The following is a 26,289-nucleotide window of genomic DNA, read 5'->3' on the forward strand; positions in this document are numbered from 1 at the left end:
TCAAAATTAAAAGCGTTGTCAGTCTGAGCTTGTCGAAGACTAATTCGCTAATGCTTCGACAAGCTCAGCATGACAAAGTATAAGAATAGTAATCGCCACAAGGCGACAAATAAATAAGGACGATAAGTCAAATGAAAGTTACGATAGACGGATTTCCTATTGAAGTAGAAGCCGGGACAAGCATCCTGAACGCCGCAAGGCTGATAGGTGGCGACATTGTTCCGCCGGCTATGTGCTATTACTCTAAGCTGGAAGGCAGTGGCGGTAAATGCCGTACCTGTTTGGTACAGGTAACCAAAGGTTCTGAAAAAGACCCGCGCCCAATGCCCAAGCTGGTAGCAAGCTGCCGCACCACGGTAATGGACGGTATGGAAGTGAAAAACATCACTTCGCCGGAGGTTATCGAGGCACGTAAAGGTGTGGTAGAGATGTTGCTGATCAACCACCCGCTGGATTGCCCGGTGTGCGACCAGGCAGGTGAGTGCCATCTGCAGGATCTGGGTTATGAGCATGGCGCGGCCAAAACCCGTTACGAGTTTGACCGCCGTACCTTCGAGAAGATTGACATAGGCGACAAGATACAGTTGCATATGACCCGTTGCATTCTTTGCTACCGCTGTGTATTCACTGCCGACCAGATCACCGATCACCGCATCCACGGTATCTTGAACCGCGGCGATCATTCAGAGATCTCTACCTACATCCAAAAAGCCGTTGATAACGACTTTAGTGGTAACGTAATTGATGTATGCCCGGTAGGCGCTTTAACGGATAAAACTTTCCGCTTTAAAAACCGTGTGTGGTTTACTAAGCCGGTTGAGGCGCATCGCGAATGCGAAAACCCTAAATGCTGCGGTAAGGTTACCCTGTGGTATAAGGGCGAAGATGTGATCCGTGTAACGGCACGTAAGGATGAATACGGCGAAGCAGAAGAGTTTATTTGCAACACCTGCCGTTTTGACAAAAAGAAAACCAGTGACTGGGTGATAGAAGGCCCGCGTAAAGTATCGCATAAATCTGTTATCAGCTCAAACCACTACGATACGCTAAAACCGCTGCCGGTTGTAAAAACTAACCCGGTATTGATGGAAGCGAATAAAGAACAATTTGAAAGGGAGACACGCCTGTAATGGAATTAGCAGATATCGCCATAAAATTTGGGCTCATCATCATCATCTTTGCTATTAGCCTGGTGGTAGCTATGTATTCTACCTATGCCGAGCGCAAAATAGCAGCATTTTTTCAGGACAGGGTTGGCCCTAACCGTGCAGGCCCCTGGGGTATTTTACAACCCATGGCCGATGGTGCCAAAATGTTTATGAAGGAAGAGATCATCCCGACCAATGCAACACCGTTCCTGTTTATTGTTGGCCCATCATTGGCTATATTAACAGCTTGTATCGGTTCTGCAGTAATTCCATGGGGGCAAAACCTGGTAATTGGTGATAAAGTTATCCCCTTGCAGGTTACAGATATTAATGTAGGCATCCTTTACATCTTTGGTGTAGTATCCTTAGGTGTATATGGCGTGATGATAGGCGGCTGGGCATCTAATAATAAATACTCTTTATTAGGGGCTATCCGCGCAGCATCACAAAACATCAGCTACGAAATTTCGATGGGGCTTTCTATTATCGCCCTGTTAATGGTTACCGGTACCTTAAGCCTGGGCGAAATTGCCCAGCAGCAGCATGGCTGGCACTGGAATGTATTGTATCAGCCGGTAGGTTTCCTGCTGTTTATGATCTGTGCATTTGCAGAAACCAACCGTACACCCTTTGATTTGCCCGAATGCGAAACCGAACTTGTAGGTGGTTACCATACCGAGTATTCATCCATGAAACTGGGCTTTTACCTGTTTGCCGAATATATTAACATGTTTATATCATCGGCAGTAATGGCTACCCTGTATTGGGGCGGTTATAACTACCCGGGTATGGATTGGGTTACAGCGCATGTCGGCCCGGTAATAGGCCCGCTGATTGGTACCGGGGTGTTTTTTGCCAAAATATTTGCTTTCATCTTCTTTTTTATGTGGGTACGCTGGACCATCCCGCGTTTCCGTTACGATCAGTTGATGGATTTGGGCTGGAAGATCCTGATCCCTTTAGCCATCGCAAATATTGTTATCACCGGTATTGTTATTACTTTTTTAAATTAGAGAGAGGTTAGTTTCAAATGGAATCATTAAGTAATAAAAAGAAGCAATTAACAGTAAAGCCCCTTAACTTTTGGGAACGGGCTTACCTGCCTGCCATTGTAAGCGGCCTGGGCATCACCATGAAGCACTTCTTTAAAAAGCCGGTTACCATACAATACCCGGAGCAGAAGCGCGAGTTTTCTGAAAACTACCGCGGTATGCACTCGCTTAAGCGTGATGAGAACGGTGCCGAGCGTTGTACCGCCTGTGGCTTATGCGCGTTATCATGCCCGGCCGAGGCTATTACCATGCAGGCTGCCGAGCGCCAGAAAGGTGAAGAAAACCTATACCGCGAAGAGAAATATGCCGCTGTTTACGAAATAAACATGCTGCGCTGCATTTTTTGCGGCTTATGCGAAGAGGCATGCCCTAAAGAAGCTATTTATTTAGATGGCGACATTGTGCCTTCTGATTACCTGCGCAAGGATTTTATATACGGTAAAGACAAATTAGTAGAAGCACCTTTAAATCAATAACCAAAGTTTTATACCTTTGCGCGGCACAAAGCAGGCACAGGTATTTGTAAAATATAAACAATGAGTACATTTTACTTCATCGCGTTTTTATCCATATTTTTTTCGATACTGGTTATTTCTGCAAAAAACCCGGTGCATAGCATACTGTACCTTATACTTACCTTTTTTACTTTTACCATTCACTATATATTAATGAATGCCCAGTTTTTGGCTATCGTAAACTTTATTGTTTACATGGGCGCCATACTGGTATTGTTTTTATATACGCTGATGCTGATAAACCTGAACAAGGAGAGTGAGCCCGTTAAGCCCTTTATGGTAAAGATAGCTGCCGTATTTGGCGGTGGGGTCTTAGCGGTAGCGCTGGTATCGTCCCTAAAATCATTAGGCGTATCTGACCCGGTGGTGTTAAAGAACCCCGAGCTTGGCCTGGTAAAAAACCTGGGCAAAGTATTGTTCAACGAATTTTTATTACCGTTTGAAGTATCGTCGGTATTGCTGTTATCGGCAATGGTAGGTGCGGTATTATTGGCTACAAAAGATCCTCAAGAAACTAAAGCAACCATCTGATGGAAAGTTTAACCCAAACCATTCAAGCGGTTCCGCTTAACCACTACATTTTATTAAGTGCTATTATATTTTCGATAGGTGTAATGGGCGTGTTATTGCGCCGCAACGCTATTGTAATATTCATGTCGGTTGAGCTGATGCTTAATTCGGTTAACCTGCTGCTAACCGCATTTTCGGTTTACCGCGGCGATGCATCGGGCCAGGTATTTGTATTTTTTATTATGGCCCTGGCCGCTGCAGAAGTTGCAGTAGGTTTAGCCATCATCGTAATGATATACCGCAACACCAACTCGATAGATATTAACGTACTGAACAGGTTGAAGTGGTAACCCCCCAGCCCCCTGAAGGGGGAGCAAGAGGAGAAAAAAAATAAAAAAGAAAAACTTCTATTCCCCCTTCAGGGGGGTAGGGGGCATAAGAGATTTATATGGACAATTTGATCTGGCTTATTCCTGTACTACCCTTAGCCGGTTTTGTTATTAACGGACTGGGGCGCAATACCCTTTCTAAAGGTATTATCGGTGCTATTGGTAGCCTACTGGTACTGGTTGCATTTGGTTTAAGTGTAGCTACTTTCTTCCAGATAAAATCTACAGGGGTACCTGTTAACGTAACCCTGTTCGACTGGATTGCTGTGGGCAACTTCCGCATTCCGTTTGCATTCCTGATAGATCAGTTAAGCTCTATCATGCTGCTGATCATTACAGGTGTAGGTTTCCTGATCCATTTATACTCTATCGGCTATATGCATGACGATAAGGGCTTTGGTAAGTTTTTTTCTTACTTAAACCTGTTCGTTTTCTTCATGCTGTTATTAGTAATGGGTAGCAACTACGTGGTAATGTTCATCGGTTGGGAAGGTGTGGGTTTATGCTCTTACCTGCTTATCGGTTTCTGGTACACCAACCCAAGCTATGCCGATGCCGCCAAGAAAGCATTTGTAATGAACCGCATTGGTGACCTGGGCTTTTTGCTGGGCATCTTTTTATTAGTAAATACATTTGGAAGCGTTGCTTATGCAGATATCTTCCCTAAAGCGCCTGCTGCAGTTACAGCCGGTGCGCCAATTGTATTAATTACCTTATTATTATTTGTGGGTGCTGTTGGTAAATCGGCCCAGTTGCCATTGTTTACCTGGTTACCTGATGCCATGGCCGGCCCAACCCCGGTATCGGCACTGATACATGCTGCAACCATGGTTACCGCAGGTATCTATATGATAGCACGCTCAAACATCCTGTTTACGCTTGCACCAGATACCATGGAGGTGATTGCCATAATCGGTTTAGCTACCGCAGCATTTGCAGCATTAATTGCATTAACACAAACAGATATTAAAAAAGTACTGGCCTATTCAACCGTATCGCAATTGGGGTACATGTTTTTAGGTTTGGGCGTTGGCGCTTACACGGGTGCATTCTTCCATGTATTAACACACGCATTCTTTAAAGCCTTATTATTCCTGGGTGCAGGTTCTGTTATCCACGCCATGAGCGGCGAGCAGGATATGCGCAAAATGGGTGGTCTAAAAGGTAAGATCAAGGTAACTTTCATCACCATGCTGGTGGGTACCATTGCTATTGCAGGGATCCCTCCGTTCTCGGGTTTCTTTTCCAAAGACGAAATTTTAGCCGCGGCTTTTGCACATAGCACCACATTTTACGTAGTGGGTGTTATCACCGCAGGTTTAACCTCTTTCTACATGTTTAGGATGATGTACCTTACTTTTTGGGGTAAATTCCGCGGAACGCATGAGCAGGAACACCATTTGCACGAGTCGCCGGCTAACATGACCATCCCATTGATCATCCTGGCTATCCTTTCTGCCATTGCGGGTATGATTGGCGTGCCGGCTGTATTAGGTGGCCACCACGAGTTAGGCGCTTACCTGGCCCCAGTATTTGAACAATCGCATAAGATATTAGGAGAGCACGAACTTAGCCATAACACCGAATGGATATTAATGGGTACATCGGTATTAATTGCTCTTATCGCTATGGGTTACGCCTACAGCAAATACGTAAGCAAAGCAAGCGTACCGGTGGCAGATGAGGATGAACGCCCGGCATTGGCCAATCTGTCCTACCACAAATTCTATATTGATGAATTGTATGATAAAGTTATCCGCAAACCGCTGGATGCTATTTCGGTATTCTTTTATAAAGTGGTGGAGCAATTGGGTATTGATGGCTTTGTGAATGGTTTGGGCAAAGGCACCTTAGAGACAAGTAAAGGCCTGCGCCTGTTGCAAACAGGTAATGTAGGTTTCTATATATTTATGATGGTGGTAGGTATTATTGCCATTTTAGTGTACAGTTTAATTAAATTATAAGCGCCTTAGCGTTAACATAGAAAATGACGGTTAGCATTTTACTTTTTTTACCGATTTTGGCAGCGCTTGCAGTGCTGTTATTTAAAAACGAAGCTGCAAAGCATGCTGCACTGTTTTTCGCTGTAGTTGAGCTTGGTTTAGCCCTTTATTTCCTGGCAGGTTTTGTGCCGGATGCGTCTGTACAATATGCTGTTGATGTGCCCTGGATAGCCCAGATAGGTGTTTATTTTAGCGCAGGCATTGATGGTATCAGCATGGTAATGGTTTTACTAACCACCGTATTGGTGCCTTTAATAATATTAACCACCTACAAGCACGAATATAAAAATGCCAAAGCTTTTTATGCGCTTATCCTGTTTATGCAGGCAGGGTTGTTGGTTGTATTTACCGCGTTAGATGGCTTTTTATTTTACGTAGGCTGGGAAGCGGCCCTGATCCCTATTTATTTCATCTGCGCCTTATGGGGCGGCGAGAACCGGATCCGGATCAATATCAAATTCTTTATTTATACGTTTGCCGGTTCGTTATTTATGTTGTTGGGTATCATTTACCTGTACCTGCAAACGCCGGATAAACTGTATGATATCCACAAGTTTTACGAGTTAAGCTTATCATTAACCCAGCAATCGTGGGTATTCTGGGCGTTCTTTATCGCTTTCGCTATTAAGATGCCGATATTCCCATTCCATACCTGGCAGCCCGATACTTATACCGAAGCGCCATCAGCAGGTACCATGATGTTATCTGGTATCATGCTAAAAATGGGTATTTATGGCGTTATCCGCTGGTTAATACCTAATGCGCCTGCCGGCTTTTTGCAATGGCAAACACTGGTTATTATTTTATCGGTTATCGGCATCGTATATGCATCATTAATTGCATTTAATCAAAAAGACGGCAAACGTTTGGTTGCCTATTCATCCATAGCACACGTTGGTTTAATAGCCGCCGGTATTTTCGCCTGGACAACCCAGGGCGTACAGGGCGCCATGATCCAGATGCTGAGTCACGGTATTAACGTGGTAGGGATGTTCTTCATCTGGGATATTATCAGCCGCCGTTTAAACACGCGTGATATCAGCCAGATGGGCGGTATTGCCAAAGTGGCCCCTAATTTTTCTATCGCCTTTTTAATAATTGTATTAGGCACTGTAGCCTTGCCATTAACCAATGGTTTTGTAGGCGAGTTTTTATTGCTGAAAGGCGTGTTCAATTACAACATCTGGGTAGCTGCAGTTGCAGGTTTAACCATCATATTTGGTGCGGTTTATATGCTGCGGATGTACAAAAATGTAATGCAGGGCGAAACCAACGAACTTACAGCTGTTTTTGCTGACATAAGCGGTTCAGAGAAATTGGTGCTGGCCATTATTTGCGTGTTAATAATCGGTATAGGGGTATATCCTCAGCCAATTTTACATATATCAGAAGCTGCTGTAACTAACCTGGTTGATACAGTAAGTGCGAAGTTTAACAATAGCGGCTTTTAGAACTTACAATAAATGATCACTTTAATAATCATATCTGTTTTACCCATAGTGCTTTTGTACCTGGGTTTATATAAAGCACAAAAGGCATTATTGCCGGTAACCATTATTGGTTTGCTTGCCGCCCTGGCTGCTGCTGTTATGCAGTGGACCACCAACGACCAGCCCCAGCCAATTTATAACGGCATGATGCTGTTCAATAATTTCTCGGTAGCATTTTCTGTGGTAAGCATCATTTCTACAATATTGATCCTGTTGCTGTCTAAAGGTTACTTCGAAAAAATAAGCACGCATATTGCCGAGTATTACGCTATTATCCTGTTCTCGTTAGCGGGTATCATCGTTATGGTATCGTATCATAACCTAACCATGCTGTTTATCGGTATCGAGATCATGTCGGTTAGTTTATACATACTGGCAGGGATCCGTAAAAAGGATTTTGCATCTAACGAGGCTGCTCTAAAATACTTCCTGATGGGGGCGTTTTCTACCGGCTTTTTGTTATTTGGTATTACCTTGATCTATGGTGCATCTGGCTCGTTCGACCTGGATGTGATCCGCGACTGGGTGGTTACCCATCCGCGTAATATCGACCCGTTATTTTACACCGGTATATTGCTCATCATTGTAGGCCTTTGCTTTAAAGTTGGTGCAGCTCCCTTCCATTTCTGGGCACCCGATGTTTATGAAGGTGCACCTTCGCTCATCACCCTTTTCATGTCAACCGTGGTTAAGGTGGCAGGTTTTGCGGCATTCCTGCGTTTATTTTCGGCATGCTTTTCTACTATTGCAGATTTTTGGATGCCGGTATTACTGGTTATCACCATTATTACCTTGTTTATCGGCAACATTACGGCCCTTTACCAGCAAAGCTTTAAACGGATGATGGCTTTTTCGAGCATATCGCATGCGGGCTACCTGTTGTTTGCCATTGTGGCTTTAGGGGCGGGCTCGGCCAATGCTGTATTTATGTATGCTACGGCCTATTCAATTGCCTCTATCATTGCCTTTGGCGGCCTGATACTGGTAAGGCAGCAAACAGGCAGCGATAATTTTGAAGGCTTTAACGGCCTGGCCAAAAAAAATCCATTCCTGGCGCTGGTGCTTACGGTAAGTATGCTATCGTTAGCGGGCATACCGCTTACAGCTGGTTTTATAGGTAAGTTTTTTATGTTTAGCGGTGTATTGGCCCATTATAATGTTTGGTTGGTAATAATTGCGGTGGTTAATGCCATCATCAGCATCTTTTACTATTTCAGGCTGATTATTGCCATGTACTTTCGCAGTGCAGAACGCGCCGAAGTTGAAGTGCCGGTTTATTATAAATTTGTACTGGGCTTTTCGGCCATTGTAACCATTATTATAGGTGTGTACCCTGCGTTTATATCCGGCCTTATTTAATAAGGCATTTAACTGCAAATTGATTAAATATTTGTAGTTTTACGGATATAGTTAATGGAAAACTTTTGGGAATACCTGCAAAATCTAACAGATGCAAAATCCATTTTAAGTAATGGTGGTTTTGTTGTTTTGTTGATTGTGGTTTATGCAGAAACGGGTTTATTTTTCGGTTTCTTTTTGCCGGGCGATTATTTGTTGTTCCTGGCAGGTATATTAACAGCAGCGGGCATCATCCATGTACCCATATATGTGCTTGTTCCATCGCTTATCGTATCGGCTGTATTAGGTAATTATACCGGTTATTGGTTTGGTTACCGAACGGGGCCTGTGCTGTACAAGCGCAACGATTCCATCTTTTTTAAGAAGCGTTATGTAGCCGTAGCACAGGAGTTTTATGCCAAATATGGTGGCATGGCTTTGATTTTAGGCAGATTTTTCCCTATAGTTAGGACATTTGCACCTATATTTGCAGGTGTTGTTAAGGTTGATATAAAAAAGTTTAGCCTTTACAACATCGTTGGAGGCGTTGCCTGGGTTACAACGTTAACCCTGGCAGGCTATTTTTTAGGCCGCCGTTTCCCAGAACTAAAGGATTATTTGCAGTACGTAGTACTGGCATTAATAATTATTACAACAATTCCGCTGATTATTGCTTTTGTGAGAAGACGATACGTAAAATCAAAAGAAGAGTAAAAATAAATATATACATATACACATGAGTACACAACATCCCTGGCACCAGGTTTCACCGGGCGATAACATTCCTGAAATAGTAAACGCGATAATAGAGATACCTAAAGGTTCAAAAGCAAAATATGAGATAGATAAGGATTCGGGCTTGTTAAAGCTTGATCGTGTATTGTTCTCGTCGGTAATGTATCCGGCAAATTATGGTTTTATACCGCAAACTTATTGTGATGATAACGATCCGTTAGATATCCTGGTACTTTGCTCTATTGATGTTTTCCCGATGTCTATCATCGAGGCTAAAGTAATAGGCGTGATGCACATGGTTGATAATGGCGAGCAGGACGATAAGATCATCGCGGTAGCCAAGAACGACATGTCTGTTAATTACATTAACGACCTTGACGAATTGCCGCCGCACGCCATGAAAGAAATTGTGCGCTTTTTTAGCGATTACAAAATATTGGAAGGTAAAAACGTAACCATCGAGCATTTGTTGGGCGTACGTTACGCGCACAAAGTAATTCAAGAAAGTTTAGAACTGTACAAGTCTACTTTCCCCGATAACCAATAATTTAATTAATGGACCCCGCACATTACGAAATTAGTGTTTTCTATATTTTCGCAACCATATTCCTGGTACTGCTAAACGGCTTTTTTGTGGCAGCAGAGTTTGCCATGGTACGGGTAAGAGGGTCACAGATTGAGTTACGGGCCAAAGCCGGTAGCGGTGTAGCCAAGGTTGCAAGAGGCATATTACATAATTTAGATGGTTACCTGGCTGCTACGCAGCTGGGTATTACTATTGCTTCCCTGGCGCTGGGTGTGGTGGGCGAAGGTGTAGTTACCAACATTGTGTTGCGCGCTTTTATGAGCGTAGGTATCGAACTTACCCCCGGCTTTGTTACGGCAAGCCATATCCTGTCTTTCGTGGTGATCACCGTGCTGCACATTGTGTTTGGCGAGCTTGCGCCTAAATCGTTAGCTATCCAAAAATCTGCAGGGACGGTTATGGCCGTTTCGGTGCCGTTAAGGTTCTTTTTTGTGGTGTTTAAGCCCGCTATCTGGCTGCTTAATGGGTTTGCCAACTTTATTTTAAAGCTGTTTGGCATCACTACCTTAGAAGGCGGTGAAACGCATCACTCTTCAGAAGAATTACAATACCTTTTAGAGCAGGGCCGGGAAACCGGCGCGCTTGATTCTAACGAGCACGAGCTGATCCAGAACGTGTTTGATTTTAACGAGCGTGTGGTTAAGAACATTATGGTGCCCCGTACCAAGATATCGGGTATCGAATTAGAAACCACCAAAGAGGAATTGCTGGAATGCCTGATAACCGAAGGTTACTCGCGCATGCCTGTTTATGACGAGGTGATTGATAAGATAGTAGGTATTGTACACGCCAAGGATATTTTGCCTTTACTGGCACGCGGCGAGCAAATTGTATTGAAGGATATTATCCGTAAGCCCTATTTTATCCCCGAAACCAAAAAGATAAACGATCTGATGGCGGAGTTACAGCAAAAGCGGATCCAGATAGCCATCGTATCTGACGAGTTTGGCGGTACGGCCGGGATGGTTACGCTGGAGGATATTGTAGAAGAACTGGTAGGTGAGATACAGGATGAGTTTGATGAAGAAAAACCTATTGTTGAGAAACTGAACGACCGCGAGTTTGTAGTGAATGCCCTTGCCCCCATCTATGATGTAAATGAGCACCTGCCGCATGACCTGCCCGAGGATGGCGATTTTGATACCGTATCCGGATGGCTGGGCCACATATTTGGTAAAATACCCGATGTAGGCGAGCAGAAGGAAAGTAACGGCTATAATATTACCGTGTTAAAAAAATCCGACCAGAACATCGAATCTGTAAAGCTGGAGTTGCTGATCAACGAAGAGGATGCGGTAGATTTACATTAAAAGTTAATTAATACAAAAGCTTAAAGCCTTTCGCTTTTGGCTTTAAGCTTTAAAGTATGCAGCTTTTTTATACGCCCGATATCAACCCTGCTTTATCCCAATACTTTTTAAGCGAGGAAGAAAGTAAGCATGCTGTGCGTGTATTACGCCTTAATGCAGGCGATGTTGTTACATTGATTGACGGTAAAGGCGGCCTGTATAAAGCCGAAATTAAAGATGCCCATCCCAAGCGTACCATTCTGCAAATAAATTCGGTAACTCAGGAATTTAACAGGCGTAACCACTACCTGCACATTGCCATAGCCCCAACCAAAAATTTGGATAGGGTGGAGTGGTTTTTAGAAAAAGCTACCGAAATAGGTATCGATGAGATCTCGCTCATCATCTGCCAGCGGTCGGAAAGGAAAGAAGCGAAGGTTGAGCGGCTGGACAAAATTATCACCTCGGCTATCAAGCAATCTATCAAAGCATATCACCCGGTATTGAATGCTCCTGTTAATTTAAGTCAGTTTTTAAAGCAGCCATTTAACGGGCAAAAGTTTATAGCCCATTGTGATGATGGTGAAAAAACAGAACTGGCACAATCCATCAACAAGCAAAGCCGTTATTTAATATTGATAGGCCCCGAGGGTGATTTTACACCCGCCGAAGTTGATGCCGCTTTGCAAAACGGATATAAAGCCATAACTTTAGGGGAAAGCCGCCTGCGTACCGAAACCGCCGCACTGGAAGCCTGCTTTGAAGTGAACTTTTTAAACCGATAAATGAGGAAACCTGTTTTTATTGCCATGGCTATAGCGTTGCTTTTTTGCATCAGCAGTTTTAAGGCGCCGTCGTACAAAATGGGGCGGTTAAAATACAACGGCGGCGGCGACTGGTATGGCGACCGTACCGCCCTTATCAACCTGATTAAGTTTTGTAACGAAAACCTGAAAACCAGTTTCCAGCCCGAGGAAGAAATTGTAGAAGTAGGCAGCGAGCAGATCTATAATTACCCTTTTATATTCATGACCGGCCACGGTAACGTAATATTCAGCGATCAGGAGGCACGTAACCTGCGCCGGTATTTAACAGGTGGCGGCTTTTTGCATATCGATGATAATTACGGCTTTGATAAATTCATTCGCCCGCAGATGAAGAAGGTATTCCCCGAACTTGATTTTGTAGAGCTGCCGGTAAATTATGCTATCTACCATCAAAAATACAACTTCCCTAACGGGCTGCCCAAAATACATGAGCATGATGGTAAAAGGCCGCAGGGTTTCGGGCTTATTTATAAAGGCCGGCTGGTGTGTTTTTACACTTATGAATGCGATTTAGGCAACGGTTGGGAGGATTATGGCACGTATGCCGGCGATAGCCAGGAAGCGCGGTTAAAGGCCCTTAAAATGGGTGCTAACTTAATACAATATATCTTTACAAAATAGTTAACAGGCACTCTGTAAAAAAATTCTGATCTGATGTACAAAATAAAGGTTAATCAAAAGCACGATTTTGAAGTAGACAGGAAAGCGGAAGAGCTTACCGTAAATGGCAGCAACATCCAGGCCGATATTAAGCAGCTAAACGATAAGTTGTACCACATTATAAACAACAACGGATCATACAACGCCGAGGTGGTGAGCTTTGACCATGAAGCAAAAACTGCCGAAATTAAAGTGAATAACAATATTTATACTCTTGCAGCTAAAGATCAGTTTGATGTACTGCTTGATAAAATGGGATTAAGCAATTTAATGGCCGCCAAGGTGAGCGATATAAAGGCCCCTATGCCCGGCATGGTATTAAAGGTTTTGGTAGAAGAAGGCGCCAAAATTAAAAAGGGCGACAACCTTTTTGTGCTGGAAGCCATGAAGATGGAAAATATTATTAAAGCCCCGGCAGATGTTATTATTAAAAACATTAAAATAAAACCGGGCGACAAAGTAGAAAAGGGGCAAATCCTGATTATTTTTTAAGTAAATTATTTACTGAGAAAACTGAACAAAAGCCGGGCAAGCTAACCCGGCTTTCACTCAGTTTTTTTAAATTACTACATCTCGCCTAATTTCATTAAAGCATAAAATAGCCCGGTGCAATGTAACGCCTGGGCTATTTTATTATCGGCTAAAAGCTGTTTTACTTCGGGTATGGTGTATTCCAGCACCTCTAACTCTTCGTGTTCATCCAGTTGTTGGTCTTGCACTTTTTTGCCGCCTTTAGCCAGGTAGCAGAATGTTTTATTATTTGCGGTAGATGGGTTGGCGTACACTATGCTTATCAGTTCGATATCATCAAAGGCGTAACCGGTTTCTTCCAGTAGTTCGCGGCGCATGCCTTCTTCCGGGTCTTCCCCCTCTTCAATCACACCGCCGGGTATCTCCAGCGATACAATGTTGGCGGCATGCCGGTACTGGCGCACCATAATTATTTTGTTATCTGCTGTTAAGGCAACCGCGTTTGCCCAGTTTGGGTATTCTAAAACGTAGTACTGCTCAACTATCCTACCGTCGGGCATTTCGCATTTATCACTGCGCAGGGTAGCCCAGGGGCCTTTATGTATATACTCGGATGAACAGGTTTTCCAGTTAAGATCGCTCATGATTGATGTTAAAGTAATTGTAGATCGATTTTCGTTTGGTGATATTATCAAACGACTCGTAGTGATGTTCGGTTTCCAGCAGATTAAAAATCACCATCACTTTTTTAAGCAGGGCCGATGTTTCTTCGCCTGGGGTAAAGGGTTCTGCAAATACATATAACATCTGGGCAAGCGCATTTAGTTTTTCGGGGGAGTAGCCTGCATCAAGAAGGCGCCTTTTAAAGGCTTCGTCGTCCAATTCTAAAAGCGATTGTAACTCCGCGTTGTATTCTTCATCCAAAACCTCGTTAAAATATTTCAGATATTCGGCATATTCTCCCTCGGTTTTAAGGCCTAAAAGTTTGGCAAGCATCAGCGCGAACTTGCGCGCCTCGTTCATCACAAAATCACGTTGAAACATAGGTTAGAGATTTGTGGTTGGTGATCAGAGATCGGTTACTGGCTTTTTGCTTTCTCCTTTTACTTTAAATACTACCAGCTGCCGCTGCTTCCGCCGCCGCCGCCGCTGCCGCCGCCAAAGCCGCCGAAACCACCGCCGCCGCCGCCAAAGCCGCCTCCTCCACCCCAGTCGCTGCCGCTGCTGCGGCCACCGCCACCAAGCATATTGCCCGCCAAAAACCACCAAAAAGGGCTTGCACCGCCACGGCTGCCAATAATACGGCCACCGCCACCGCCGCCACGGTTGCGAAAAATGAAGATGAGCACCACGATAACAATAATTGCAATAAAACCAATAGGGCTGCCATCGCTTTTGCCTTTTGCTTTTTTAGGGTCGGCCTTATACTCGCCCTTCATATACTTCATGATGTTGGTTGTGGCCGCATCCAAGCCGCCGTAATAATCATTTGCGCGAAAGCGCGGTTTCATATCATCCTGAATGATCTGCTGCGTAATAATATCAGGCAATGCACCTTCGGCACCGTAGCCGGTTTGGATAGACATTTTGCGGTCTTTTATAGCAACCAGCACTAAAATGCCGTTATTTTTTTCTTTGTTACCGATGCCCCACTTCCTTAATAGCGCAACGCCGTATTGGTTAATATCATAATCGCCGGTAGACTGCATGATCACTACCGCTATTTGCGTAGAGGTAGAATCATTAAAGGCTACAAGCTTATTTTCGAGATTACTTTTATCAGATGCCGATAGCGTGCCGGTATAATCGGTAACCAGCGTATTAGATCTTTCAGGAATATCCTGCGAAAAGGCGATAGTTATGCAGAGCAGCAGCCCCAGGCATAGAATTAGTTTTTTAAACATCTTTTGTTTTTAATTACCATCCATAAAGGCAATATCGTCGGGTAGTTCGTTCTTATCGTTAAGCAGATGCGGGAAATACCTTTTCAGCTGTTCGCCGGCTTGTGTAATGCCGGTAACGATCCCTTCAAGCAGGTTGCCATATTTAAAATGGTTAAGCATCAGTTCTTTGGTGCTATCCCAAAAATCGGCAGGTACAACGCTGTTAATACCTGTATCACCAATAATGGCAAACTTACGGTCAACCGTGGCAACATAAATAAGTACACCGTTGCGCAGCTTTGTTTTATGCATTTCCAGCTGTGTAAAGTATTTTACAGCACGGTCAAGGGCTTCATCGCTGCAGGTTTTTTCCATGCAAACGCGTATCTCACCAGATGTATTCTTCTCGGCATCGGCCACCGCTTTTTGAATGCGCTGTTGTTCCTCTTCGGTAAATACGGCCATATTGATTTTTGATTACACAGAATATTATTGATTTTGATTACACGGATAATTGGAAAATGATTATACCGGTTTTTAAACCGGTATAATCATTTCCAAATCAGTGGAGTCTTAGAATTGTACTTTAGGTGCTTTGTCAGATCCTGCTTCACTTTGGAAATAGCCTTTTTCTGCAAAGCCAAACATTTTAGCCGTAATGTTTGCCGGAAAAGTACGCACCTTACTATTATAAGCCTGTACCGATTCGTTAAAATCGCGGCGGGCTACAGAAATGCGGTTTTCGGTACCTTCCAACTGTACCTGTAAGCCTCTGAATGCTTCATTAGCCCTAAGTGTAGGGTAGTTTTCTGATGCTACCAGTAAACGGCCCAATGCGGTGCTTAACTGGCCTTGTGCCTGTTGGTATTGCTGTATTGCCTCTGGTGTTAACTTGGTAGGGTCAACCTGTATCGATGTAGCCCTTGCACGTGCATTGGTTACTTCAGTTAGAGTACCTTTTTCAAAATTAGCCTCGCCTTTTACGGTTGATACCAGGTTGGGTATAAGGTCGCTTCGGCGCTGGTACTGGGTTTGCACTTCGCCCCATTTGCCTTTAACGTTCTCGTCAGATTTTACCATGCCATTATAGCTGCAGCCACCCATCAGGGCCAATACTACAACAACGGCTATTACAATAAGTAAATTTTTCATTTGTGTGATTTTTTGTTATTTAAGGTGATGTGAATTTACAAATTAGATTACAAAACGCATACCGTTGTTACAAAACGTAACAATTACGCCATAATGGCAATATTTAGCTTTGTAAATGTAATTAAATGGGGCTTACATGCCATATGGATTTTATATTTGCCTACTATAAGTACTATTACCGACACACATTTATAACATCATTTAATAAATGAAGAAACTATTAAGCGCTTTTTTAATGTGCGCCGGCCTGCAGGCTGCTGCACAAAACAAGCCGCACCAAAATTTAGTGCAATATGTAAAACCAATTATTGGCACCCAGCGAATGGGCCATACTTACCCCGGTGCAACCGTGCCTTTTGGCATGGTGCAACTTAGCCCCGAAACAGATACCGCCAGTTACGAACTGAACGGTAAATATAACCCCAGGGTTTATGAATACTGCGCCGGCTACCAGTACGAAGATAAAACCATAGTAGGCTTTAGCCATACCCACTTTAGCGGCACAGGGCACTCAGACCTGGGCGATTTTTTAATTATGCCTACTGTTGGCGCTTTAAAACTTAACCCGGGTGTTGCCGATAAACCGGGCAGCGGTTACCGATCGGCATTCTCGCACACCAACGAGGTGAGCGCAGCCAACTATTATAAAGTAAAGCTGGATGAATCAAACATCACGGCAGAAATGACTACCAGCACGCGCGTTGGTTTTCATCAGTACACTTTCCCTAAGTCAGACCAATCGCACATTATACTGGACCTGATGGCCGGGATCTATAACTACCCGGATAAAACCGTTTGGACCTATGTAAAGATCCTGAATGATAGTACCCTGGTGGGTTACCGCCAAACTAACGGATGGGCGCGCACCCGTAACCTGTATTTTGCCATGGCCTTCAACAAAAAATTTATGCAGCATGGGTTTAAGAAATACGATAAACGCGAAGTATATGGCGGCTTTTGGGGAAAGTTCAATCAAAGCAAAAACTTCCCCGAGATAGCCGGCAAACAGATCCGTGCTTACTTTGATTTTAAAACCGAAGAGGGGGAGAAGATCAAGATCAAATTTGCATTGTCGCCGGTAAGTATGGATGGCGCCATGGCCAATATGCAGGCAGAAGTACCGGGTTGGGATTTTGATAAAGTAAAAACCGACGGGCAGGCACAATGGGAGAAAGAACTGGAAAAAATACAGGTTAATGCGTCGGTAGAGCGCAAGCAGGACTTTTATACCGCCATGTACCACACCATGATCAACCCGACCATTTATATGGATGCCGATGGGCAGTACAAGGGGCTCGACCAAAATATACACAAGGCGGAGGGATTTACCAATTACACCACCTTCTCGTTATGGGATACCTACCGCGCATTGCATCCGTTGTTTAATATGATACAGCCCCAGCGCAATGCCGATATGGTAAAATCAATGATGGTGCATTTTGAGCAAAGCCCCGAGCGGATGTTACCGGTTTGGAGCAACTCTGCCAACGAGAACTGGTGTATGAGCGGCTACCACAGCGTATCTGTTATTGCAGATGCCGTGGTAAAGGGCAATGCGCCTTTTGATGCCGAAAAAGCTTTAGCCGCCTGTGTAGAAACCGCCCGCCACCGCAGCTATGAAGGTATTGGCGATTATATAGATAAAGGCTACATACCGGATGAAAAAACAGGTGTATCGGTATCTAACACCTTAGAGTATGCTTATGACGACTGGGCGATTGCACAGATGGCCAAAAAATTAGGCAAGACAGAGATCTACAACGAATTTATTAAGCGCAGCGAGAATTACAAGAATGTTTACGATCCGTCGGTAGGGTTTATGCGCCCTAAAAAAGCCGATGGCACCTTCCGTGCTAAGTTTGACCCTTTAAGTACCATCAACGAGGGTTTTATAGAAGGCAATTCGTGGAACTATACTTTGTTTGCGCCGCAGGACCCGCAGGGGCTGATTAAACTGATGGGTGGGAACGCCCGTTTTGTGCGTTACCTGGATTCGCTGTTCACCATGAACCTGCCGGATAAATATTTTGCCGAAACAGAAGATATTACGCGTGACGGCATTATTGGCAATTACGTGCATGGCAACGAGCCGTCGCACCATGTAGCCTACCTGTACAATTGGACGGATAAGCCCTGGAAAACACAGGAACGCATCCGGATGATCTTACCACGCATGTACAAACCAACCCCGGATGGTTTAGGCGGTAACGACGATACCGGCCAGATGAGCGCCTGGTATATTTTCAGCTCGATGGGTTTTTACCCGGTAGCGCCAGGCTCGGTTGATTACTCGATAGGCAGCCCATCTGTAAACAGCGCCACTATACAGGTTGGCAATGGCAAAACGTTTAACATTACCGTTAAAAACCAAAGCGAAAAGAATGTTTACGTGCAAAAAATGACTCTGAACGGTAAGCCATATCCAGCGCTAACCTTAAGCCATCAGGATATTATGAACGGCGGCGAAATGGTGTTCTATATGAGCAGCAAGCACAAATAGGGTATAATGTACTTGATGATAAATTGCTGATTAATTTAAAACAGCCATATAAAACTTTGTTATTTATAATATAGCACTGCCCTATTTAAGTAAGGCTTGCGTTCCAAGCGGGAAATATGTAGCTAAACAGGGTTTTTTATTTAAATATATTGGGGGATTACTTTGTGGTTATTAGGAATGAAATTTCAATGCCTGTAAAATTAGTGCTGCTTGCTTCAGCAAAAAAGCTACACAAAATTAAAGCGGCTTTTTTTTAACGAAGAAGTTATGGGGTTCTTGATTTAAATTAAGGCTCCTGAGAATGTTATTTAATCCTGGTCCAATATTGGGATTTGCCAAACAAAGAAATTCCTTTGTATCCTCTTACCTTCATTGTGCCGTCATCATCAAGCTTAAGGTAACACTTATAGGTGTTTTTACTTTTAGGGTCATATATGGTTCCGTCCCACCTGTTATCTCCTGAAAATTTAAGATCCCGCAAAATGTAAATACCCAACAGGCTTGTGGGCAAATGTAAATTAACCTTCTTATCAATACTCCATGTAGCATTAGTTAATTTGCCATTGTATAAACTATCTGTACGGGTAATTGTAATTTGAGCCTTTTGATCCCCGGTTTGCCACACACCTAAAATAGTATCTCCTGCCTGCTTGCTGTTAAGTTGAATTTCCTGCGCTTTAACCGGTAAATAAATTAAACTTAATAGGATTATAAAAAGGTGTTTTTTCATCAAAAAATAATTGTTTATGATAAAAGATTTTAAAGCCTGAATAGTTTTAAAACAGATAAATAACATCACCGGCAGGCGTTATCCCCATCTCAATGATATCAAACCCAATCAAAAAGGGGCGTTTTTTTACCTGAAAAAGGTTGTTTTTTGGCGAAAACATATCACTTAATAAAGGCGAATCGTACTGCAAAAAGCTGTTTTACAGCATGTTAAGATGATGGTGAATTTATAATTTAGGTATGTGCCTGATAATCAGGTGTTCATGCAATATTCACAAGCGTTCACGGCCGTGAACGTGAACACCAAAGTACAGCCTGAAACTTTTTTTTAAAATAATTCCACCTGCGTAAATACGCTGCGCGGTGCCCCTGTTTCTTTGTATCAACATTAAGAAATAAAGGAGGTTCGCCATGAAATTCAACCTGTTAAGCAAACTATATTAAGTTGCCGTAAATTATCTCTCATGATATTCCTTACATGGCTTTAATATGGATCTTTGAGAAAAAGAAACAAGGCCCAAGCGGAAAAGAAAACTTGGTTATTAGACACACCTTTAGTAAATATGGTGGGGTGTTGTTTTTTGTGCTGCTGCTGGCCTTTTTGCATACGTTGAAGAAGGGCTATGGGATGGGATGATCTGGAAGGAACATGGAAGTGTTTTTACCATATTCTCCGGTTTGCCTAAAATAAGTAACGAACAACTGTTGGCGCTATTGGTCCCGCTACTTGCCCTGCCCCAATCTACACATTACGTGCTGGACGGATTTATCTGGAAAATTAATAAGCACAAATAGCAGCTATATCACAGGCATTACCCGGCATACTGGCAACTCCTTTGAGGAATTTCTAACATTTAATTATCTTCGGCCCGTTTGCTACACCCGGATGAGCAGACGGCTTACCAATCGTTTATAGATAATAAAATTTGTTGTTACACTTATTGTGTCAACTTATTTCAGGACGATTCAATCCATCCAAAACAAAAAGCCCTTCAGATTTTCATCTAAAGGGCTTTTATCTTCCTGCGGAATGGACGGGACTCGAACCCGCGACCTCCTGCGTGACAGGCAGGCATTCTAACCAGCTGAACTACCACTCCGTTTGGGACTGCAAATATACGCACCTTTTTCTTTTACACAAATGTTTTTCAAAATATATTAAAATAGTTGTTTTTAGCCTTAATTAACAGCGTATAGACACTTTTTGAAAAAATACTTTAAATTCGTTTTTTCAATATCCAAATATTAACCGCTCACGCAATTTAAAGAAACAACATGCTGCTATTAGGCATTGATATAGGTACTTCTTCAGTAAAAGTATGCGTTGTTGATGCTGAAAATCAAAGCATTGTAGCATCTGCACAGTTCCCCGATCAGGAGTCGCCCATACTGTCATTACGCACCGGCTGGGCAGAGCAGTCGCCCGATATGTGGTGGCAGCAAACGCAGCAAGCTATCGGCTTATGCCATAAAAAAGGCGGATACAACCCCAAAAACATTGCTGCAATTGGTATTGCCTACCAAATGCATGGGCTTGTTTTGGTAGATAAGGAACAAAAAATTCTGCGCAACAGTATTATTTGGTGCGATAGCCGTGGGGTAGAAATTGGCGAGAAAGCCTTTGCTGATATTGGTACGGAGGCTTGCTTATCGCACATGCTGAATTCGCCGGGTAACTTTACCGCCTCGAAACTGGCCTGGGTAAAGCAAAATGAGCCCGAAATATATAAGCAGATAGATAAGATCATGCTTCCCGGCGATTACATCGCCATGAAACTTACCGGCGAGATCACTACTTCCGCCTCGGCATTATCAGAGGGCATCTTTTTTGATTTTCAGTTTAACGGTTTATCAAAAGATATTACAGATTATTTCGGTTTCAGCGATCAGTTATTCCCTACGGTTAAGCCGGTATTTTCGGCACACGGCAGGGTTACCGCACCGGTGGCCTCGCAGCTGGAGCTAACAGCAGGGATCCCGGTTACTTACAAAGCCGGCGACCAGCCCAACAACGCTTTATCCTTAAACGTACTTAAACCCGGCGAGGTGGCCGCAACAGCTGGCACATCCGGTGTAATCTATGGTGTAAGCGATCAGCTGGCGTATGATCCGCAATCGCGTGTTAATACCTTTGCGCATGTAAATTACAGTAACGACCGTAAGCGCCTGGGAGTATTGCTATGTATTAACGGAACCGGGAGCCTTTATCGCTGGGTAAAAAATACGTTTGGCGGGTCGCTTACTTATCAGCAAATGAATGCCGAGGCGGCAAAGGCACCTTTGGGTAGCGATGGCTTACGCATATTGCCATTTGGTAACGGAGCCGAAAGGATGCTGAATAATAAACAGATCGGCGCCCATTTACAAAATATCGACCTTAATTTGCATACCCCGGCACATATCTTCAGAGCGGCGCAAGAAGGTATTGCATGCGCATTCCGCTACGGGCTTGATATCATGCGCGAAAATGGCATGCACCCAACTGTGATACGCGCAGGTAAAACCAATATGTTTTTAAGCGATCTGTTTGCCCAAACCTTTGTAGATGCCACCGGTATCCCGGTAGAGCTTTATAATAACGATGGTAGCCTGGGCGCGGCATTAGGGGCAGGCATAGGCGCCGAAATATATTCTTCGCAAGCAGAAGCCTTTAGTAAGGCCGAGCGGGTTGGTTACATAGAACCGGCCGATACAGGTGCTTTTGAGGCCGTTTACCAGGACTGGAAATCCATACTGGAAAAGCATCTGGAAGAGGTATAAGCTTACATGATGCAGAAACAAAAAAATAAATTTATAAATCAATCATTCAATAAATATTTACCAAAATGGGAATCGTAACCGGAGATCAGGAATTTTTTAAAGGAATAGATCAAATTAAGTATGAAGGGCCGCAATCCAATAATCCGCTGGCATTTCGCTGGTATGACGAAAACAAGATAGTGGCCGGCAAAACCATGAAAGAATACCTGCGTTTTGCCTGTGCTTACTGGCATTCCTTTAATGGCAATGGTGCCGATCCGTTTGGTGGGGCAACGCATGTTTTCCCGTGGGATAAAAAAGCCGATGCTATTGAACGCGCTAAAGATAAAATGGATGCCGCTTTTGAATTCATCACCAAAATGAATTTGCCATACTACTGTTTCCACGATATTGATGTAGTTGATTATACCAATGACGTTGCCGATAACGAAAAACGCCTGCAAACCCTGGTAGAATATGCCAAACAAAAGCAAGCAGCCAGTGGCGTAAAGTTATTATGGGGTACTGCCAATGTATTCAGCCATTCCCGTTACATGAATGGCGCTTCCACCAATCCCGATTTCCAGGTGCTGGCACATGCGGGTGCACAGGTTAAGGCAGCCATAGATGCCACCATTGCACTGGGCGGCGAAAACTATGTATTCTGGGGAGGCCGCGAAGGCTACATGAGCCTGCTGAATACCGATATGAAACGCGAGCAGGAACACCTGGCCAAATTTTTGCATACGGCTAAAGATTATGCCCGTAAGCAGGGTTTTAAAGGCACCTTTTTCATCGAACCAAAACCTTGCGAGCCCACCAAACACCAGTATGACTATGATGCGGCAACCGTATTTGGTTTTTTACAGAAGTACGATTTACTGAATGACTTTAAACTGAACCTGGAAGTTAACCACGCTACATTGGCAGGCCACACGTTTCAGCATGAGTTGCAGGTGGCGGCAGATGCCGGCTTGTTAGGTTCTATTGATGCCAACCGTGGCGACACCCAAAACGGCTGGGATACCGACCAGTTTCCGAATGATATTACCGAGGTAACCGAGTATATGCTCATCATTCTGCAGGCAGGTGGTTTTGCAGGTGGAGGTATTAATTTTGATGCCAAGATCCGCCGTAATTCTACAGATCCTGCAGATCTTTTTTACGCCCATGTTGGCGGTATGGATATTTTTGCAAGAGCTTTGATTATTGCTGATAACATTCTGCAAAAATCCGACTATAACAAGATTCGCACAGACCGCTACGCCTCTTTTGACAGTGGCGCGGGTAAAGATTACGAAGCCGGTAAGCTTTCTTTAGAAGACCTTCGCAACTATGCCGCTACCAATGGCGAACCTGCCGTTACCAGTGGCAAACAGGAGTATCTTGAAAATTTGATTAACCGCTATATTTAACGATTATCACCCGTCTGATCATAAACCAATTTTAAAAACCGAGCATATCCATGAAAACCTTGGCTAACAGCGATTACGTTGTATTTTTTATCTATTTTATTATCGTATCCTGTTATGGGTTTTGGATCTATAAACGCAAGCACAATGCAGACGCTACCTCTAAAGACTACTTTTTAGCAGAGGGATCGCTTACCTGGTGGGCTATCGGCGCATCGCTGATAGCATCAAACATTTCTGCCGAGCAGTTTATCGGTACCAGCGGCTCGGCTTTTAAAATGGGTTTGGCTATATCTACTTACGAATGGATGGCTGCCGCAACCCTGGTTATCGTAGCCATATTTTTTATCCCTATTTACCTCAAAAACAAAATATTCACCATGCCGCAATTTCTGCATCAGCGGTATAACGGCACGGTGGCCATGGTAATGGCTGTTTTTTGGCTGTTGCTGTATATTATTGTTAACCTGATGTCTATCCTTTACCTGGGTGCTCTGGCTATCTCGGGCATATCTGGCCTGGATATTACCCTGTGCATTAGTCTGCTGGCTGTTTTTGCGGTGATCATTACACTGGGCGGCATGAAGGTAATTGGTTATACAGATGTTATACAGGTATTTGTGCTGATATTAGGTGGATTGGCCGCAACTTATATCGGGCTGGGCGAGCTTACCAAAAATGCGGCCGATCATTCTATACTGGCGGGTTTAAAAACTTTGCACGCCGAAGCGAACGATCACTTCCATATGATCTTTAAAAAGGATAACCCTAACTATATGGATCTGCCGGGCCTGTCGGTTTTAATTGGCGGTATGTGGATCGTAAATTTAAATTACTGGGGCTGTAACCAATACATTACCCAGCGCGCTTTGGGTGCCGATCTTAAAACAGCCCGTACAGGGCTTTTATTTGCCGCATTTTTAAAATTACTGATGCCGATAATTGTAGTACTGCCCGGTATTGCAGCCTATGTTTTACACCAAAGGGGCCTATATCACCAGGAGATGTTGAGTTCTAAGGGGGTAATAGATTATAATAAGGCTTACCCAACGCTTTTAAACCTGCTGCCTACCGGCTTAAAGGGGTTATCTTTTGCGGCGCTTACGGCTGCTATTGTTGCCTCATTAGCAGGTAAGGCAAATAGCATAGCCACTATATTTACACTGGATATTTATAAAAAAGCCATAAACCCGGGTGCTACCGATAAAAAGCTGGTGGTATTAGGTAAATGGTCGGTAGTGGTGGCGATGGCCTTAGGTGTTATCATGTCGCTGGTTATCGGCGAGCAACTGATGGGCGAAGGCAAGCAGGGTTTCCAATACATACAAGAGTACACCGGCTTTGTATCACCGGGTATATTTGCCATGTTCATCCTGGGTTTCTTCTGGAAAAAGGCTACTTCAAATGCCGCTTTGTTTGCAACCATCGGCGGTTTTGTATTTTCGGTGTTCTTTAAATTTTTACCATACTATGCTAACCTGGCGTTTATGGCGCCTTACGGTTTCTCAAAAATGAATGAAAAAAGTGTTTATGAGATCCCGTTTATTGACCGTATGGGCTTTGTATTCCTGATATGTGTTGCAGGTATGTACATTATATCCAAAATAGATGCGGCCAAAGGCACCGTAGCTAACGGGCTGGAGATAGATGCATCTATGTTTAAAACATCACGCGCGTTTACCGCCGGTGCGCTAATTGTGGGTGGTATAATAGTAGCGCTGTATTCCTTCTTTTGGTAATTTTCCTTCCATGCTATAAATGTAAAAAAGGCTGTTTCACAAAATGAACAGCCTTTTTTATGCCTGATAGGCATGCTATTTAAATCTTACCTTATTACTCTTATTCATAAAAATAATTGCTGAGTAGCTTATTAAGATGCGTTAACGTAAGTATTGATCACCTTAATAGTTTCTTCTTTGTTCCTGTCCCGGCTCCATTTTTCTTTTTCAGATCTTTCGGCAAGGTCAAATAAGCGCTCGTAAAGCAGTTTTCCATCTTTTTTACCGGTTAATTTAATAGCTGTGTTTTGAGCAAAAACCGCCTCCCAGGCAGCGCGCGCATCAGCCCAGTAGCCCTGCTGGCCTGCCCACCATTTTTTTGCATAGGCAAATTTAGCTTCATCAACCTTGGTGAATTCCTCTAAACCTTTTTCCTGCGCTATAACCTTATCGCCATCTGCACTGCGCACTACTTTATTATTATCCTGTTCGTACATCCATCCTTGTGGGGTAAGGTAAATGCGGTTACCGCGGTTAAGTACATTGTAATCGCTGCGTTTGGTAAATTCGCGGCGCGGCAGGGGCGAATCTGTTTTGCTTTGCCATTCGTGGCGGCCATCCACATGCACCCAGGTACCTATACTTTCATAACGCGGGCTATCATCAACCTGGTAAACTTTTTGTGTCCAGCGGCCTTTTACCTCAGCAGATGTCAGGTTGACCTTTTTCCAGGTATTATCTTTTTCATAAACCAAAATAGCAGGTTGTTCATACACCCAGTCTTCGCGCCAATGTTTAATTACGGTACTATCGCCAACAACAAGCAGGTGTTGTATGGCTATTTTTTTGGGCGAATCTTCTAATATCGTTGCCCATTCATATCCCCAGGAGTGATAGCGCGGATGAAATATATAAGCGGTATCAGCCGCAAAGGTTTCGGCATAATTAAATGTTACCTTGTAATAGCCCGCAAGCGATTTTATAGCGGCCCTATCCTGCTCAAATTTTGATTGTGCAGACACGCTGATTATGCTGATGCAGCATATTACTAAAAATATGACTCTTTTCATTAAATAAGTTATTTAGATTAATTCTAAACAAATAAACATATAATTATTTATTTTACAATGTACAGTAACAAAA

General features: G+C 43.6%; 25 protein-coding genes and 1 tRNA gene. 18 read left to right on the forward strand and 8 right to left on the reverse strand.

The window, feature by feature from the left end; translation table 11 throughout:
• Window positions 1-131: 131 nt before the first annotated feature.
• From E2R65_RS09775 to E2R65_RS09840, 14 genes are all read left to right on the forward strand, one after another.
• Window positions 132-1,130 carry a 2Fe-2S iron-sulfur cluster-binding protein gene (locus E2R65_RS09775; protein ID WP_134336308.1) on the forward strand — a complete coding sequence of 333 codons (999 nt, stop codon included), beginning with the start codon at window positions 132-134 and terminating at the stop codon, window positions 1,128-1,130.
• Window positions 1,130-2,161, forward strand: coding sequence for an NADH-quinone oxidoreductase subunit NuoH (gene nuoH, locus E2R65_RS09780; protein WP_134336309.1), 1,032 nt, complete (start codon window positions 1,130-1,132; stop codon window positions 2,159-2,161). The genes E2R65_RS09775 and nuoH overlap by 1 nt, the downstream gene beginning before the upstream one ends.
• Before the next feature lie 17 nt (window positions 2,162-2,178).
• Window positions 2,179-2,676: a NuoI/complex I 23 kDa subunit family protein gene (locus E2R65_RS09785; protein WP_134336310.1), complete on the forward strand. Its 498-nt coding sequence runs from the start codon at window positions 2,179-2,181 to the stop codon at window positions 2,674-2,676.
• A 60-nt stretch (window positions 2,677-2,736) separates the two neighbouring features.
• A complete protein-coding gene (locus E2R65_RS09790; protein ID WP_134336311.1) occupies window positions 2,737-3,246 on the forward strand; it encodes an NADH-quinone oxidoreductase subunit J family protein in 510 nt (169 codons plus the stop codon).
• The gene (nuoK, locus tag E2R65_RS09795) at window positions 3,246-3,575 is read left to right on the forward strand and encodes an NADH-quinone oxidoreductase subunit NuoK (RefSeq protein WP_134336312.1); all 330 of its coding nucleotides are present in this window, start codon (window positions 3,246-3,248) and stop codon (window positions 3,573-3,575) included. The genes E2R65_RS09790 and nuoK overlap by 1 nt, the downstream gene beginning before the upstream one ends.
• Before the next feature lie 98 nt (window positions 3,576-3,673).
• Entirely contained in the window at window positions 3,674-5,578 is a 1,905-nt protein-coding gene (nuoL, locus tag E2R65_RS09800; protein WP_134336313.1) for an NADH-quinone oxidoreductase subunit L, read from the forward strand.
• A 23-nt stretch (window positions 5,579-5,601) separates the two neighbouring features.
• Window positions 5,602-7,068: a complex I subunit 4 family protein gene (locus E2R65_RS09805; protein ID WP_134336314.1), complete on the forward strand. Its 1,467-nt coding sequence runs from the start codon at window positions 5,602-5,604 to the stop codon at window positions 7,066-7,068.
• Window positions 7,069-7,080: 12 nt separating this feature from the next.
• A complete protein-coding gene (locus E2R65_RS09810) occupies window positions 7,081-8,466 on the forward strand; it encodes an NADH-quinone oxidoreductase subunit N (protein ID WP_134336315.1) in 1,386 nt (461 codons plus the stop codon).
• Window positions 8,467-8,520: 54 nt separating this feature from the next.
• Window positions 8,521-9,159 carry a DedA family protein gene (locus E2R65_RS09815; protein WP_134336316.1) on the forward strand — a complete coding sequence of 213 codons (639 nt, stop codon included), beginning with the start codon at window positions 8,521-8,523 and terminating at the stop codon, window positions 9,157-9,159.
• A gap of 22 nt (window positions 9,160-9,181) precedes the next feature.
• Window positions 9,182-9,727, forward strand: a complete 546-nt coding sequence (locus E2R65_RS09820; protein ID WP_134336317.1) for an inorganic diphosphatase — start codon at window positions 9,182-9,184, stop codon at window positions 9,725-9,727.
• 8 nt (window positions 9,728-9,735) lie between these two features.
• Window positions 9,736-11,076: a hemolysin family protein gene (locus tag E2R65_RS09825; RefSeq protein ID WP_134336318.1), complete on the forward strand. Its 1,341-nt coding sequence runs from the start codon at window positions 9,736-9,738 to the stop codon at window positions 11,074-11,076.
• Window positions 11,077-11,132: 56 nt separating this feature from the next.
• Window positions 11,133-11,840 (forward strand): 16S rRNA (uracil(1498)-N(3))-methyltransferase, encoded by a 708-nt coding sequence (locus tag E2R65_RS09830; protein ID WP_134336319.1) that lies wholly within the window; start codon window positions 11,133-11,135, stop codon window positions 11,838-11,840.
• Window positions 11,841-12,503, forward strand: coding sequence for a DUF4159 domain-containing protein (locus E2R65_RS09835; protein ID WP_134336320.1), 663 nt, complete (start codon window positions 11,841-11,843; stop codon window positions 12,501-12,503).
• Between the two features lie 33 nt (window positions 12,504-12,536).
• Window positions 12,537-13,034, forward strand: a complete 498-nt coding sequence (locus E2R65_RS09840) for an acetyl-CoA carboxylase biotin carboxyl carrier protein subunit (protein ID WP_134336321.1) — start codon at window positions 12,537-12,539, stop codon at window positions 13,032-13,034.
• Window positions 13,035-13,108: 74 nt separating this feature from the next.
• Here the strand turns inward: E2R65_RS09840 and E2R65_RS09845 are convergent, their stop codons facing one another.
• The 5 genes from E2R65_RS09845 to E2R65_RS09865 all read right to left on the reverse strand — a co-directional run bounded on the left by E2R65_RS09845 (window position 13,109) and on the right by E2R65_RS09865 (window position 16,048).
• Window positions 13,109-13,657 carry an NUDIX hydrolase gene (locus E2R65_RS09845; RefSeq protein WP_134336322.1) on the reverse strand — a complete coding sequence of 183 codons (549 nt, stop codon included), beginning with the start codon at window positions 13,655-13,657 and terminating at the stop codon, window positions 13,109-13,111.
• On the reverse strand, window positions 13,644-14,057 hold the full coding sequence (locus tag E2R65_RS09850; protein WP_134336323.1) for a hypothetical protein: 414 nt from the start codon (window positions 14,055-14,057) through the stop codon (window positions 13,644-13,646). Before E2R65_RS09850 ends, E2R65_RS09845 begins: the two co-directional genes overlap by 14 nt.
• Before the next feature lie 71 nt (window positions 14,058-14,128).
• Complete coding sequence (locus E2R65_RS09855; RefSeq protein WP_134336324.1) at window positions 14,129-14,917, reverse strand: TPM domain-containing protein; 789 nt, start codon at window positions 14,915-14,917, stop codon at window positions 14,129-14,131.
• A gap of 9 nt (window positions 14,918-14,926) precedes the next feature.
• Window positions 14,927-15,361, reverse strand: coding sequence for a TPM domain-containing protein (locus tag E2R65_RS09860; RefSeq protein WP_134336325.1), 435 nt, complete (start codon window positions 15,359-15,361; stop codon window positions 14,927-14,929).
• A 108-nt stretch (window positions 15,362-15,469) separates the two neighbouring features.
• On the reverse strand, window positions 15,470-16,048 hold the full coding sequence (locus E2R65_RS09865) for a LemA family protein (protein WP_134336326.1): 579 nt from the start codon (window positions 16,046-16,048) through the stop codon (window positions 15,470-15,472).
• Between the two features lie 208 nt (window positions 16,049-16,256).
• Between E2R65_RS09865 and E2R65_RS09870 the strand changes: the two genes are divergently transcribed.
• Complete coding sequence (locus tag E2R65_RS09870) at window positions 16,257-18,548, forward strand: GH92 family glycosyl hydrolase (protein ID WP_134336327.1); 2,292 nt, start codon at window positions 16,257-16,259, stop codon at window positions 18,546-18,548.
• A gap of 304 nt (window positions 18,549-18,852) precedes the next feature.
• Here the strand turns inward: E2R65_RS09870 and E2R65_RS09875 are convergent, their stop codons facing one another.
• Together E2R65_RS09875 and E2R65_RS09880 are read right to left on the reverse strand one after the other, a co-directional pair.
• The gene (locus E2R65_RS09875; protein ID WP_158285246.1) at window positions 18,853-19,278 is read right to left on the reverse strand and encodes a DUF2147 domain-containing protein; all 426 of its coding nucleotides are present in this window, start codon (window positions 19,276-19,278) and stop codon (window positions 18,853-18,855) included.
• A gap of 1,025 nt (window positions 19,279-20,303) precedes the next feature.
• Window positions 20,304-20,377: transfer RNA gene (locus E2R65_RS09880), tRNA-Asp, on the reverse strand.
• 175 nt (window positions 20,378-20,552) lie between these two features.
• Between E2R65_RS09880 and E2R65_RS09885 the strand changes: the two genes are divergently transcribed.
• From E2R65_RS09885 to E2R65_RS09895, 3 genes are all read left to right on the forward strand, one after another.
• Complete coding sequence (locus E2R65_RS09885) at window positions 20,553-22,037, forward strand: xylulokinase (RefSeq protein ID WP_134336329.1); 1,485 nt, start codon at window positions 20,553-20,555, stop codon at window positions 22,035-22,037.
• 65 nt (window positions 22,038-22,102) lie between these two features.
• Window positions 22,103-23,431 carry a xylose isomerase gene (gene xylA, locus E2R65_RS09890; RefSeq protein ID WP_134336330.1) on the forward strand — a complete coding sequence of 443 codons (1,329 nt, stop codon included), beginning with the start codon at window positions 22,103-22,105 and terminating at the stop codon, window positions 23,429-23,431.
• Window positions 23,432-23,481: 50 nt separating this feature from the next.
• Window positions 23,482-25,167 (forward strand): sodium:solute symporter family transporter, encoded by a 1,686-nt coding sequence (locus tag E2R65_RS09895; protein WP_134336331.1) that lies wholly within the window; start codon window positions 23,482-23,484, stop codon window positions 25,165-25,167.
• Between the two features lie 131 nt (window positions 25,168-25,298).
• On the opposite strand, the gene E2R65_RS09900 is transcribed toward E2R65_RS09895, so the two are convergent.
• Window positions 25,299-26,216 (reverse strand): DUF6607 family protein, encoded by a 918-nt coding sequence (locus tag E2R65_RS09900; RefSeq protein ID WP_134336332.1) that lies wholly within the window; start codon window positions 26,214-26,216, stop codon window positions 25,299-25,301.
• Between the last annotated feature and the right edge of the window lie 73 nt (window positions 26,217-26,289).

Source organism: Mucilaginibacter phyllosphaerae (genome assembly GCF_004378255.1).
Classification (GTDB): domain Bacteria; phylum Bacteroidota; class Bacteroidia; order Sphingobacteriales; family Sphingobacteriaceae; genus Mucilaginibacter; species Mucilaginibacter phyllosphaerae.

Bases quoted from the DNA above. Each gene is read 5' to 3' on its own strand.
- E2R65_RS09840 (WP_134336321.1), top strand. From the start codon at position 12,537: ATGTACAAAATAAAGGTTAATCAAAAGCACGATTTTGAAGTAGACAGG.
- E2R65_RS09875 (WP_158285246.1), bottom strand. From the start codon at position 19,278: ATGAAAAAACACCTTTTTATAATCCTATTAAGTTTAATTTATTTACCG.
- E2R65_RS09825 (WP_134336318.1), top strand. From the start codon at position 9,736: ATGGACCCCGCACATTACGAAATTAGTGTTTTCTATATTTTCGCAACC.
- nuoH (WP_134336309.1), top strand. From the start codon at position 1,130: ATGGAATTAGCAGATATCGCCATAAAATTTGGGCTCATCATCATCATC.
- E2R65_RS09900 (WP_134336332.1), bottom strand. From the start codon at position 26,216: ATGAAAAGAGTCATATTTTTAGTAATATGCTGCATCAGCATAATCAGC.
- E2R65_RS09860 (WP_134336325.1), bottom strand. From the start codon at position 15,361: ATGGCCGTATTTACCGAAGAGGAACAACAGCGCATTCAAAAAGCGGTG.
- E2R65_RS09790 (WP_134336311.1), top strand. From the start codon at position 2,737: ATGAGTACATTTTACTTCATCGCGTTTTTATCCATATTTTTTTCGATA.
- E2R65_RS09895 (WP_134336331.1), top strand. From the start codon at position 23,482: ATGAAAACCTTGGCTAACAGCGATTACGTTGTATTTTTTATCTATTTT.
- E2R65_RS09850 (WP_134336323.1), bottom strand. From the start codon at position 14,057: ATGTTTCAACGTGATTTTGTGATGAACGAGGCGCGCAAGTTCGCGCTG.
- xylA (WP_134336330.1), top strand. From the start codon at position 22,103: ATGGGAATCGTAACCGGAGATCAGGAATTTTTTAAAGGAATAGATCAA.
- nuoL (WP_134336313.1), top strand. From the start codon at position 3,674: ATGGACAATTTGATCTGGCTTATTCCTGTACTACCCTTAGCCGGTTTT.
- E2R65_RS09815 (WP_134336316.1), top strand. From the start codon at position 8,521: ATGGAAAACTTTTGGGAATACCTGCAAAATCTAACAGATGCAAAATCC.
- E2R65_RS09845 (WP_134336322.1), bottom strand. From the start codon at position 13,657: ATGAGCGATCTTAACTGGAAAACCTGTTCATCCGAGTATATACATAAA.
- nuoK (WP_134336312.1), top strand. From the start codon at position 3,246: ATGGAAAGTTTAACCCAAACCATTCAAGCGGTTCCGCTTAACCACTAC.
- E2R65_RS09870 (WP_134336327.1), top strand. From the start codon at position 16,257: ATGAAGAAACTATTAAGCGCTTTTTTAATGTGCGCCGGCCTGCAGGCT.
- E2R65_RS09885 (WP_134336329.1), top strand. From the start codon at position 20,553: ATGCTGCTATTAGGCATTGATATAGGTACTTCTTCAGTAAAAGTATGC.
- E2R65_RS09805 (WP_134336314.1), top strand. From the start codon at position 5,602: ATGACGGTTAGCATTTTACTTTTTTTACCGATTTTGGCAGCGCTTGCA.
- E2R65_RS09810 (WP_134336315.1), top strand. From the start codon at position 7,081: ATGATCACTTTAATAATCATATCTGTTTTACCCATAGTGCTTTTGTAC.
- E2R65_RS09855 (WP_134336324.1), bottom strand. From the start codon at position 14,917: ATGTTTAAAAAACTAATTCTATGCCTGGGGCTGCTGCTCTGCATAACT.
- E2R65_RS09820 (WP_134336317.1), top strand. From the start codon at position 9,182: ATGAGTACACAACATCCCTGGCACCAGGTTTCACCGGGCGATAACATT.
- E2R65_RS09865 (WP_134336326.1), bottom strand. From the start codon at position 16,048: ATGAAAAATTTACTTATTGTAATAGCCGTTGTTGTAGTATTGGCCCTG.
- E2R65_RS09830 (WP_134336319.1), top strand. From the start codon at position 11,133: ATGCAGCTTTTTTATACGCCCGATATCAACCCTGCTTTATCCCAATAC.
- E2R65_RS09835 (WP_134336320.1), top strand. From the start codon at position 11,841: ATGAGGAAACCTGTTTTTATTGCCATGGCTATAGCGTTGCTTTTTTGC.
- E2R65_RS09785 (WP_134336310.1), top strand. From the start codon at position 2,179: ATGGAATCATTAAGTAATAAAAAGAAGCAATTAACAGTAAAGCCCCTT.
- E2R65_RS09775 (WP_134336308.1), top strand. From the start codon at position 132: ATGAAAGTTACGATAGACGGATTTCCTATTGAAGTAGAAGCCGGGACA.